General features: G+C 66.9%; 10 protein-coding genes. 7 read left to right on the top strand and 3 right to left on the bottom strand.

Translation table 11 applies throughout. From position 1 onward, the window contains the following. The 7 genes from rpsA to galU form a co-directional block, all read left to right on the top strand. Positions 1–1,457 (top strand): 30S ribosomal protein S1 (rpsA, locus tag ACE3T8_RS03215; protein WP_374606742.1); only part of this gene is annotated, 1,457 nt, incomplete at its 5' end. Positions 1,458–1,532: 75 nt separating this feature from the next. Further along, on the top strand, positions 1,533–1,835 hold the full coding sequence (locus ACE3T8_RS03210) for an integration host factor subunit beta (protein WP_374606741.1): 303 nt from the start codon (positions 1,533–1,535) through the stop codon (positions 1,833–1,835). Between the two features lie 44 nt (positions 1,836–1,879). Continuing rightward, positions 1,880–2,137, top strand: coding sequence for a hypothetical protein (locus ACE3T8_RS03205; protein WP_374606739.1), 258 nt, complete (start codon positions 1,880–1,882; stop codon positions 2,135–2,137). 6 nt (positions 2,138–2,143) lie between these two features. Beyond that, positions 2,144–3,322 (top strand): lipopolysaccharide assembly protein LapB, encoded by a 1,179-nt coding sequence (gene lapB, locus ACE3T8_RS03200; RefSeq protein ID WP_374606738.1) that lies wholly within the window; start codon positions 2,144–2,146, stop codon positions 3,320–3,322. Further along, positions 3,309–4,307 (top strand): lipopolysaccharide biosynthesis protein, encoded by a 999-nt coding sequence (locus tag ACE3T8_RS03195; RefSeq protein ID WP_374606736.1) that lies wholly within the window; start codon positions 3,309–3,311, stop codon positions 4,305–4,307. Before lapB ends, ACE3T8_RS03195 begins: the two co-directional genes overlap by 14 nt. Beyond that, a complete protein-coding gene (locus ACE3T8_RS03190) occupies positions 4,304–6,214 on the top strand; it encodes a polysaccharide biosynthesis protein (RefSeq protein ID WP_374606735.1) in 1,911 nt (636 codons plus the stop codon). Before ACE3T8_RS03195 ends, ACE3T8_RS03190 begins: the two co-directional genes overlap by 4 nt. Before the next feature lie 5 nt (positions 6,215–6,219). Continuing rightward, on the top strand, positions 6,220–7,128 hold the full coding sequence (gene galU / locus ACE3T8_RS03185; protein WP_374606733.1) for a UTP--glucose-1-phosphate uridylyltransferase GalU: 909 nt from the start codon (positions 6,220–6,222) through the stop codon (positions 7,126–7,128). Between the two features lie 113 nt (positions 7,129–7,241). Here galU and ACE3T8_RS03180 read toward each other — a convergent pair whose 3' ends face one another. The 3 genes from ACE3T8_RS03180 to ACE3T8_RS03170 are packed head-to-tail and all read right to left on the bottom strand — an operon-like array spanning position 7,242 to position 11,484. Beyond that, on the bottom strand, positions 7,242–8,447 hold the full coding sequence (locus ACE3T8_RS03180) for an acetyl-CoA C-acyltransferase (RefSeq protein WP_374606732.1): 1,206 nt from the start codon (positions 8,445–8,447) through the stop codon (positions 7,242–7,244). 2 nt (positions 8,448–8,449) lie between these two features. Continuing rightward, entirely contained in the window at positions 8,450–10,822 is a 2,373-nt protein-coding gene (locus tag ACE3T8_RS03175; RefSeq protein WP_374606730.1) for a 3-hydroxyacyl-CoA dehydrogenase/enoyl-CoA hydratase family protein, read from the bottom strand. 35 nt (positions 10,823–10,857) lie between these two features. Next, positions 10,858–11,484: a TetR/AcrR family transcriptional regulator gene (locus ACE3T8_RS03170; protein ID WP_374606728.1), complete on the bottom strand. Its 627-nt coding sequence runs from the start codon at positions 11,482–11,484 to the stop codon at positions 10,858–10,860. Between the last annotated feature and the right edge of the window lie 181 nt (positions 11,485–11,665).

Here is an 11,665-nt window from a genome sequence, read left to right as displayed (position 1 = left end):
ACGGCTTTGGCGAAACCGTGCTGTCGCGCGAGAAGGCCAAGCGCGCCATGGTGTGGGACGAGCTGGAAGAGGCGCTGGAAGCCAACGCCACCATCGTCGGCCGCATCAGCGGCAAGGTGAAGGGCGGTTTCACCGTCGACATCAAGGACGTCCGCGCGTTCCTGCCGGGTTCGCTGGTGGATGTGCGCCCGGTGCGCGACCCGGTGTACCTGGAAGGCAAGGAGCTGGAATTCAAGCTCATCAAGCTGGACCGCAAGCGCAACAACGTGGTCGTCTCCCGCCGCGCGGTGGTCGAGAGCGAGCATTCGGAAGAGCGCGAGCAACTGCTCGAGAAGCTGGTCGAGGGCGCGGTGCTGAAGGGCGTGGTCAAGAACCTCACCGATTACGGCGCGTTCGTGGACCTCGGCGGCATCGACGGCCTGCTGCATATCACCGACATGGCCTGGAAGCGCGTGCGCCATCCGTCCGAAGTGGTCGAAGTCGGCCAGGAGCTGGACGTCCGCGTGCTCAAGTACGACCGCGAGCGCAACCGCGTCAGCCTGGGCCTGAAGCAGCTGGGCGAGGATCCGTGGGACAACATCGCCCGCCGCTACCCGTCCAACAGCCGCGTGTTCGGCAAGGTCTCCAACGTCACCGATTACGGCGCGTTCGTCGAGATCGAGCCGGGCGTCGAAGGCCTGGTCCACGTGTCCGAAATGGACTGGACCAACAAGAACGTCAACCCGGCCAAGGTCGTGCAGGTCGGCGATGAGGTCGAGGTCATGGTGCTGGACGTGGATGAAGAGCGTCGCCGCATCTCGCTGGGCATCAAGCAGGTCACCAGCAACCCGTGGGAGACCTTCGCCGCGATCCACAAGAAGAACGACAAGGTGTCCGGCCAGATCAAGTCGATCACCGACTTCGGCATCTTCATCGGCCTGGACGGCGGCATCGACGGCCTGATCCACCTGTCCGACATCAGCTGGAACTCCACCGGCGAAGACATCGCCCGCAACTACAAGAAGGGCGACACGCTCGAGGCGGTGGTGCTGGCGGTCGACCCGGAGCGCGAGCGCATCAGCCTGGGCGTCAAGCAGATGGAGCAGGATCCGCTGGGCCAGTTCATGGCGACCCATGCCAAGGGCACCAAGGTCACCGGCACCGTCAAGGAAGTGGACGCCAAGGGCGCCACCATCGACCTGGGCGATGGCGTGGAAGGGTACGTGATGGCCCGCGACGTCGCCGACGAGCGCGTCGAGGACGCCAGCCAGTACCTGAAGGTCGGCCAGAAAGTCGAGGCCAAGTTCGTGGGCATGGACCGCAAGGGCCGCAGCCTGCAGCTCTCGATCAAGGGCAAGGACGATGCCGAGACCGCCGAGGCGATGGCCGAGTACAACAAGGCCTCTTCCGACGCGGCCAGCGGAACCACCAAGCTGGGTGCGCTGTTGCGCGAGCAGCTGAACAGCAAGTCCGAGTGATCCTGTCGGCCTGATGATCATGGCGGTCCGGCCCAGGCCGGGCCGCCATTTTCTTGGCAGCACACCTGAAGCTCCATGACCAAGTCCGAACTCATCGAATTGCTGGCGCGACGCCAGCCACACCTCAAGGCTGACGATGTCGACATGTCGGTCAAGTCGCTGCTGCAGATGATGGGCAGCGCGCTCGCCGTGGGCGAGCGCATCGAGGTGCGCGGGTTCGGCAGTTTTTCCCTGCATTACCGGCCTCCGCGTACCGGCCGCAATCCGAAGACCGGGGATGCCGTCGCCTTGCCGGGCAAGCACGTGCCGCATTTCAAGCCGGGCAAGGAACTGCGCGAGCGGGTGACCCCGGTCGTGCCGCTGCCATCGGACGACTGAACCGCCGCAGTCCGTTAAGCTAACAGGCGATCCCGGAGTTCCCGATGCGCCTGCTCCGCCTCATCGCCGCGTTCGCCTGCATCGTGCTCGGCGCGATCGTCGGCGCACTCAACACCCAACGCGTCGTCCTCGACCTCGGGTTCACCACCATTCCCACCAGCCTCGGGCTTGGCGTGCTGCTGGCCTTGCTGCTCGGCGTGCTGGTCGGTGGCACCATCCTCGCCGTGGGGGTGATCGCGCCGATGCGCCGTCGACTGCGCCGCGCCGAAGCCTCCGCGCGCCTGCCGCGCCACCAGGACTGATCCGCCATGGAATTCCTCGACCAATGGTTCTGGTTCGTCGTGCTGCTGCCGTTGGCGGCGCTGGCCGGTTGGGTGATCGGCCGCCGCGGTGGCGAACGCCACAGCGACAGCCAGGTCAGCAAGCTGTCGACCACCTATTTCCGCGGCCTCAACTACCTGTTGAACGAACAGCCCGACAAGGCGATCGAGCTGTTCCTGCATATCGCCGAACTCGACAAGGACACCTTCGAGACCCAGGTCGCGCTGGGCCATCTGTTCCGTCGTCGCGGCGAAGTCGATCGCGCGATCCGACTGCACCAGGCACTGGCCCAGCGCAGCGACCTCAACGATGCGCAGAAGGTGCAGGCGCTGTCCGCGCTGGGCGAGGACTACATGCGCTCCGGCCTGCTGGACCGTGCCGAAACCGTGTTCAGCGACCTCGCCCAGCTCGACCAGCGGGCACCGCAGGCGCTGAAGCACCTGATCGGGATCTACCAGGCCGAACGCGACTGGGAGAAGGCGATCGAGAACGCGGTGCGCTTCGAGGCCGCCACCGGCGAGCCGATGGGCAAGCTGGTCGCGCAGTTCGAATGCGAACTGGCCGACCGCCAGCGCGCCGCCGGCGACATCGAGGCCGCCCGCGCCGCGATCAAGCGGGCCTACGCCGCGGATTCGACCTCGGTGCGCGCCGGCATCAGCGAAGGCCGGATCGAGGCCGAAGCCGGCAACCCCACCGGTGCGTTGCGCGCCTTCGAGCGCGCCGCCCGGCACGACCCGGACTACCTGCCGGTGATCCTGCCGGCGCTGCTCGACAGCTACGCGAAGGTCGGCGAACGCACCGGCGCGCGCGCCTTCCTGGCCGAGATGAGCGAACACTACCGAGGCATTTCGCCGGTGCTGGCGCTGACCAGGATGATCGAGGCGGAGGAGGGTGTCGGCGCGGCGCGGCGCTATCTCGGGCAGCAGTTGAAGGATCGCCCGTCGGTGCGCGGCGAGGCGGCGTTGATCGACCTGACCATCGCCGAGGATGCAGATGCCAAGGCAACCCTGCACGACCTCAAGCACATCACCGACCAGTTGCTGGTGCGCAATCCCAGCTACCGCTGCACGCGTTGCGGCTTCGGCGCGCGCAGCCACCATTGGCAATGCCCGAGCTGCAAGGAGTGGGGCACGGTGAAGCCATTGCTGAACTATGCCGTGGTCTGAACCTGGCCTGCTGGCGGCCTGCGCCATCGCTGCGCTGGTGATCTCGACGGCGGGCACTGCATGGGCGATCGCCTATGCGCGCCGACGCGGGATGTTCGACCAGCCCGGCGAGCGCCGCAGCCATGTGGCGGCGACCCCGCGCGGTGGCGGCATCGGGATCGTGCTGGCACTGCTGCTCGTGCTGGCCTGGCTCGGATGGCGGGAGCATGCCGGTTGGTGGCCGGTCGCGGCTGGCCTGTTCCTGGTCGCCGGAGCGGGGTGGGGCGACGATCATCGACCCCTGCCGATCGCGCTCCGCCTGTTCGTGCATGTCGTCGCGGGCCTCGCACTGGCATGGGGGTTGCATCTGCAGGGCGCGGGAACGCCGGCGGTCATGGCCGCGCTGGTGCTGGTGCCGGTGCTGGTCAATGCCTGGAATTTCATGGACGGCATCGATGGGCTGGCGGCGAGCCAGGCCTTGCTGTGCGGTGTCGGGCTTGCCTGCCTGCTGGGCGGAGGCTGGCAGCTCGCCGCGATCGCGCTGGCAGCCGCCTGCCTGGGGTTCCTGCCGTTCAACCGACCGCCAGCGCGTATCTTCCTGGGCGACGTCGGCAGCGGTGCATTGGGTTACGCGATCGCGGCATTGCTGGCCGGTGGCGTGGCCATGCTGCCGGCCACGGTTTGGCCGCTCCTGTTGTTGCCGCCGATGGCGATGCTGGGCGACAGCGGCATGACCCTCGGCTGGCGCGTGACGACCGGCCAGCGTTGGTGGGAACCCCATGTCCAGCATCTGTTCCAGCGCAGCAGCCGGCGTTGGGGGCATGGGTGGGTCACCACCGCGTATGCGGTATGGACGTGCGTGGCCATTGGGATCATGCTTCACGCGCATGGCATGCGGATGCCCGGCAGGTTGCTGGTGGTCGCCGCGATGGCGGTGGCCTGGCTGGTGGGGTGGACCTGGATGCACCGGCGCAGCGCGACCACGACCGAAGGATTCGGCAGATGAGCACATGGAAGGATCGCCTCAAGTACCGCCTGCCGCGCCTGGCGGTGGTGCTGCATGACCTGGTCATGGTCTGGGTCTGCTGGCAGGGCCTGCACTACATGCGCTACGCGCTGCAGCCCAGCCCGCTCTCGCTGGCACCTTTCTCGAGCACGGTGCTGATCGTGCTGGTCGCGCAGGGGCTGGTCTCCTGGCGGGTAGGCCTGTATCGCGGCCTCTGGCGCTTCGCCAGCGTCCCCGACCTGATGAACATCTTCAAGGCCAGCCTGATCGGCCTGCTTGCGGTGGTGGTCGGCTTGTTCTTCTACAGCCGGCTGGACCTGGTCTCGCGCGCCGCCTTGTTGCTGTATCCGTTCGTGCTGACGATCCTGCTGGGTGCGCCGCGATTGATCTTCCGCGCCTGGAAAGACCACCGCCTGCTGCAGACCGCCGAAGGTGCCGAACGCGTGCTGATCCTCGGCGCGGGGCAGGCCGGCGAGGCGCTGGTGCGCGACCTGCGCCGTACCGGTCGCTACGACCCGATCGGGTTCCTGGACGACTCGGTCGGCCTGCGCGGGACCCGCCTGCAGGGCCTGCCGGTGCTTGGCAAGATCGATGACCTCAGGCGGATCGCGCGCGAGACCGGCGCCCAATTGCTGGTGATCGCGATGCCGTCGGTCTCCGCCACGGCAATGCGCCGGGTCATCGGCCTGTGCGAGCAGAGCGGCCTGCCGTTCCGCACCGTGCCGCGGCTGGCTGACATCCTCGAAGGTCGTTCGTTGCCGGGCCAGCTCAAGGAAGTCGCGATCGAGGACCTGCTGGGCCGCCAGCCGCACACGCCGGACTGGAAGGCGATCCGCGGCTGGCTGGGTGCGCGTTCGGTGCTGGTCACCGGTGCCGGCGGTTCGATCGGCCTGGAGCTGTGCCGCCAATGCGCGCGCCACGGGGCGCACCGGATCACCTTGCTCGACATCGATGAACTCGCGCTGCTGACCGCGGAAACCGAACTCAAGCGCGATTTCCCGGGCATCGAGTGCATCCTGGTGCTGGGTGACTGCGGGGATCCGGCGGTGATCGCGCATGGCGTGCGCAAGGCCGAGCCAGAAGCCGTGTTCCACGCCGCCGCCTACAAGCAGGTGCCACTGCTGCAGGGACAGCTGCGCGAGGCGGTGCGCAACAACGTACTGGCCACCGACGTGGTCGCGCGCGCCTGCCGCGATGCCCGGGTCGCCACCTTCGTGCTGATCTCGACCGACAAGGCGGTGGACCCGGTCAACGTGCTGGGGGCGACCAAACGCCTGGCCGAAATGGTCTGCCAGGCGCTGGTCGACCCGCGCTCGACGCGCATGGTCACCGTCCGCTTCGGCAACGTGCTGGATTCGGCAGGCAGCGTGGTACCGCTGTTCCGCGAGCAGATCCGCCGGGGTGGTCCGGTCACCGTCACCGACCGCGACGTGACCCGCTATTTCATGACCATTCCCGAGGCCTGCCAGCTGATCCTGCAGGCGTCCTCGATCGGTGCGCAGCAGGCGGTCTATACCTTGGACATGGGCGAGCCCGTCTCGATCTCCATGCTCGCCGAGCAGATGATCCGGCTGGCCGGCAAGCAGCCGGAGCGCGATATCGCGATCGAATACACCGGCCTGCGGCCGGGTGAGAAACTGCACGAAACCCTGTTCCACGCGGACGAGCGCTACAGCGCCACGACCTACCCGAACATCCTTCAGGCGGCGGCCCGCAGCGTGGTGCCGGAACGCGTCGAACATGCGCTCGAGGTGCTTCGCGGTGCCGTGCGGGACTACGACCTGGAACGGCTGGCGGACGCCTTGCGCGATGCCGTCCCCGAGTTCAATCCGAGCGACGACACCGAGGTGGCGCATGTAGCCACGGTCGTGGCCTTCCCGGCGCGTCGCGCCCGCCAGCCGCAGTGACCTCTATGCCCGCATCCAACAATCCGCGCATCCGCATCGCCGTCTTTCCGGTCGCGGGCCTCGGCACGCGTTTCCTGCCGGCGACCAAGACGGTGCCGAAGGAAATGCTGCCGATCATCGACAAGCCGCTGATCCAGTACGCGGTCGACGAGGCGATCGAGGCCGGCTGCGACACGCTTGTCTTCGTGACCAACCGGTACAAGCACGCGGTGGCCGACTACTTCGACAAGGCCTACGAACTGGAACAGAAGCTTGAACGCGCCGGCAAGACCGAACAACTCGAGCTTGTCCGGAATGTGCTGCCGCCGGGTGTACGCGCGGTGTTCGTCACCCAGGCCGAAGCGCTGGGATTGGGCCACGCCGTGCTCTGCGCCAGGCCGATCATCGGCGACCAGCCATTCGCCGTGCTGCTGCCGGATGACCTGATCTGGAATCGCGGCCCTGGCGCGCTCAAGCAGATGGCCGACCTGGCTGAAACTTCCGGCGCCAGCGTGATCGCGGTGCAGGACGTGCCGCGTGCGCAGACCGGCAGTTACGGCATCGTCGCCACCGAGTCCTTCGAGGGGCGGTCCGGACGCATCAATGCGATCGTCGAGAAGCCGGCGCCCGACGCATCGCCAAGCACGCTCGCCGTGGTCGGTCGCTACGTGCTGGATGGCCGCATCTTCGATCTGCTGGAGAGCACCAAACCCGGCGCTGGCGGGGAGATCCAGCTCACCGATGGCATCGCCGCCTTGCTGGCCGAGAAGCAGGTGCAGGCGTATCGATTCCAGGGCACGCGCTTCGACTGCGGCACCCACATCGGCCTGATCGAGGCCACCATCCGCTACGCGCTGGATCACGAGAAACTCAGCGACGCCGCGCGCGACCTGATGAGGAACGCGCTGGACGAAATGGGCGTGGTCGAGACCTGATCCCCATCCAGCTGGGGCACGCCACATCGATACGATAGATCCGTAGGAGCAGGCCCCGGTGCCTGCCCGCCTGTTGAAGAGCGGGCAGGCACGGGGGCTGCATTACAGGGCGGTCACAGCGATTCGAAAATCCCCGCCGCGCCCATGCCGGTGCCGATGCACATGGTGACCATGCCGTACTTCTTCTGGTGCCGGCGCATGCCGTGGACGATGGTCGCGGTGCGGATCGCGCCGGTCGCGCCGAGCGGATGGCCCAATGCGATCGCGCCGCCGAGCGGATTGATCTTCGACGCATCCAGTTCGCTGTCGCGGATCACCGCCAGCGCCTGCGCGGCGAAGGCTTCGTTCAGTTCGATCCAGTCCAGTTGGTCCTTGGTGAGCCCGGCCTGCTTCAACGCCTTCGGGATCGCCGCGATCGGGCCGATGCCCATTACTTCAGGACGAACGCCGGCTACCGAGAAACTCACGAAGCGGGCCAGCGGGGTCAGGCCGTAGTCCTTGATCGCCTGCTCCGAGGCCAGCAACACGCCGGCCGCGCCATCGCTCATCTGCGACGCGGTACCCGCGGTGACCGTGCCGCCGAACTGCTGGTTGCGGAACACCGTGCGGAGCTTGGCCAGGCCTTCCAGCGAGGTATCCGCGCGCGGGCCCTCGTCGTGTTCGACCAGCAGCTTCTTCAGGCGCACCGCGTCGCCGGCCAGGTCGGGCTGGCGCGAGATCACCTCGTAGGCGCTGATCTCGTCGCGGAACTCGCCGGCGGCCTGTGCGGCCAGCGCCTTCTGGTGCGAGGCCACGGCGAACGCATCCTGGTCCTCGCGCGAGACCTTCCATTCCTCGGCGACCTTCTCGGCGGTGATGCCCATGCCGTAGGCGATCGCGACGTGGTCGTTGTCGAACACGCTGGGCGCCATCGCGATCTTGTTGCCCATCATCGGCACCATCGACATCGATTCGGTGCCGCCGGCCAGCATCAGGTCGGCATTGCCCAAGCGGATCTGGTCCGCGGCCATCGCCACGGCCTGCAGGCCGGACGAGCAGAAGCGGTTGATGGTCTGCGCGGCGATGGTGTTCGGCAGGCCGGCCAGCAACAGGCCGATGCGCGCCACGTTCATGCCTTGCTCGCCCTCGGGCATGGCGCAGCCGATGATGGCGTCGTCGATGCGGGACAGGTCGATGCCCGGCGCCTGCGCCACCACCGACTTCAGCACGTGGGCCAGCATGTCGTCGGGGCGGGTATTGCGGAACACGCCCTTGGGCGCCTTGCCGACCGGGGTGCGGGTGGCGGCGACGATGTAGGCGTCCTGGATTTGCTTGGTCATCTTCAGTTCCTCAACGGCTTGCCGGTCTTGAGCATGTGGGCGATGCGCGCCTGGGTTTTTTCCTGCTGGGCCAGTTCCACGAAGTGCTGGCGCTCGAGCTTGAGCAGCCAGTCCTCGTCGACCAGCGACCCTCGGTCGATCTCGCCGCCGCACAGCACGGTGGCGATGCGCACGGCGATCTCGTAGTCGTACGGGCTGATGAAGCGGCCTTCCAGCATGTTCACCAGCATCATCTTGAAGGTGGCGATGCCGACGTCCCCGGCGACCTGGATGCGGCGCGCCGGCAGCGGTGGGCGGTAGCCGGTTTCGGCCAGTGCAGAGGCTTCCTGGCGGGCGATGTGCAGGAGTTCGTAGGCGTTGAACACGACCTTGTCGTTCGCACGGACCAGGCCCAGTTCCTTCGCTTCCAGTGCTGAGGCCGAGACCTTGGCCATCGCCACGGTCTCGAAGGTCTTCTTCAGTTCGGCGAACACATCGCCGCCCGGGCCGGCTGCCTGCGAAGCGCGCACCGCGATTTCCTTCAGGCCACCGCCGGCCGGCAGCAGGCCCACGCCGGCCTCGACCAGGCCGATGTAACTTTCCAGGTGCGCCACACTGCGGGCGCTGTGCATCTGGAATTCGCAACCGCCGCCCAGCGCCAGCCCGCGCACGGCCGCGACGACCGGTACCAGCGAATACTTGATGCGCTGGCTGGTGGCCTGGAAGTTGGCGACCATCGCCTCGAACTCGGCGAACTTGCCGGCCTGTAGCGCACCAAGCGCCCCGGACAGGTCGGCGCCGGCGGAGAACGGCTCCTTCGGCTGCCAGATCACCATGCCCTTGAACTTCTGCTCCGCGATGCCGATCGCCTCCTGCAGGCCGTCCAGCACGGCATCGGAGACGGTGTGCATCTTGGTCTTGAAGCTGGCCACCGCGATGTCGTCGCCGTCGGTCCACAGGCGGATGCCGTCGTTCTCGAACACGGTCTCGCCGGGTGCGAAGACCTCGCCCAGCAACGGGTCGGGGAAGCGCTGGCGCTTGTAGACGGGCAGGGTGGAACGCGGGAGCTTGGCGTTCTTCACCGGGCTGAAGCTGCCTTCGGCGGCGTGCACGCCTTCGCGACCGTCGAAGACCCAGTCCGGCAGCGGCGCGCTGCTCATCGCCTTGCCGGCCACGATATCGTCGGCGATCCACTGTGCCACCTGCTTCCAGCCGGCGGCCTGCCAGGTCTCGAACGGACCCAGCGACCAGCCGTAGCCCCAGCGGATCGCCAGGTCCACGTCGCGCGCGGTCTCGGCGATATCGGCCAGGTGATAGGCGCTGTAATGGAACAGGTCGCGGAACGTCGCCCACAGGAACTGCGCCTGCGGATGCTGGCTCTCGCGCAGCTTCTGGAACTTCTCCGCGGGGTTGCGCAGCTTGAGAATCTCGACCACTTCCGGCGCGGCAGTGCGGTCGGCCGGGCGGTAGTCCTGCGTCTCCATGTCGACGACCACGATGTCCTTGCCGGCCTTGCGGAAGATGCCGGCGCCGGTCTTCTGGCCCAGCGCACCCTTGGCGATCAGCGCCTGCAGCCAGGTCGGCGACTGGAAGTACTTGTGCCACGGATCGTCCGGCAGGGTGTCGGCCATGGTCTTGATGACATGGGCCATGGTGTCCAGGCCGACCACGTCCGAGGTGCGGTAGGTCGCCGACTTGGGCCGACCTACCAGGGGGCCGCTGATCGCATCGACTTCATCGAAGCCGAGCTTGAACGCGCCGGTGTGGTGGATCGCGGCCAGGATCGAGAACACCCCGATCCGGTTGCCGATGAAGTTCGGGGTATCGCGGGCGTAGACCACGCCCTTGCCGAGGGTGCTGGTCAGGAAGGTGTCCAGCCCCTCCAGCACGTCGGGATCGGTGGACTTGGCCGGGATCAGCTCGGCCAGGTGCATGTAACGCGGCGGGTTGAAGAAATGCACGCCGCAGAAACGATGCCGAAGTTCTTCTGGAAGAACTTCCGCCAACTTGTTGATTCCCAAGCCGGATGTATTGCTCGCCAGTACCGTGTGGGCGGGAATGAACGGGGCAATCTTCCTGTAGAGATCCTGCTTCCAGTCCATCCGTTCGGCGATGGCCTCGATCACGAGGTCGCAGTCGCGGAGCTGGTGGAGGCCCGTCTCGTAGTTGGCCGATGTGATCGCTTCGGCCAGCGACTTGCTCGCCAGCGGGGCGGGGCTGAGCTTGGCCAGGCCGGCAATGGCCTTGGTGACGACGCCATTCGGGTCGTCGTCCTTGGCCGGCAAGTCGAACAGGACGGTGTCCACGCCGGCATTGACCAGATGCGCGGCGATCTGCGCACCCATGACGCCGGCGCCGAGCACGGCGGCGCGACGTACATGCAATTTCTGAGACATGTAGGGTATCTCCTTGATGATGCTAATGAAAATTTTCAGGTTGCGTCCGCCTGGAAGCCGGCAGCAGCAAAACGGATGAGCGCCTTGGCGGCGCGCTGGCGATGGACGGCTTCGGACACGCCGGCCGGTCGCTTGATCAGGCCGAAGTCCGCCATGGCATAGGTCAAGGCGCCGGACAGGAAGTCCAGCCGCCAGTACAGGTCTTCCTTGCCGAGGCCGGACACGCAAGCACCCAGCGCCTTGGCGAATTCACGCGGCACGTGGCCGTACTGGTCGGACAGGAACTTGCGCAGGCTGTCGTTGCTTTCCGCGTAGGCGCGGGCGATCACCCGGATGAAGGCGCCGCCACCGTGGCGATCCTGGGCCATCGCCAGTGCTGGCTCGACGAAGGCGGCCAGGATCGGTTCGATCTCGCCCGGGTGGGCCTCGACCGCGCGCTGCAGGGCGGCAAGGCGCTCGCGGCTCATGTCGTCCATGCGCCGGCGGAAGACCTCGTTGACGAGGTTTTCCTTGCTGCCGAAGTGGTAATTGACGGCGGCGATGTTGACGTCGGCGCGGCTGGTCACCTGCCGAAGCGACGTGGAGGCGAAGCCCTGCTGGGCGAACAGTTCCTCCGCGGCGTACAGGATCCGGTCCTTGGTCGAGAAATGCGGCAGGCTCATCGTTCACCCCATCGAATCAAACGCTTGTTTGATCGTACGGCGGGGATGATGCGGCCGTCAATGGCCTGCTGTCCGGGAGATGGAGGAGGGCGCTGAAATAGGCTAGAATTCGCCGCAGCCATATCGGCCAAACCCGCGCCAGTACGCGGGTTTTTCTGTTATCTTCGGGCTTGCGAACTAC

Source organism: Thermomonas sp. (assembly GCF_041919455.1).
GTDB lineage: Bacteria > Pseudomonadota > Gammaproteobacteria > Xanthomonadales > Xanthomonadaceae > Thermomonas.
This window is presented reverse-complemented; position numbering and strand designations above follow the sequence as displayed.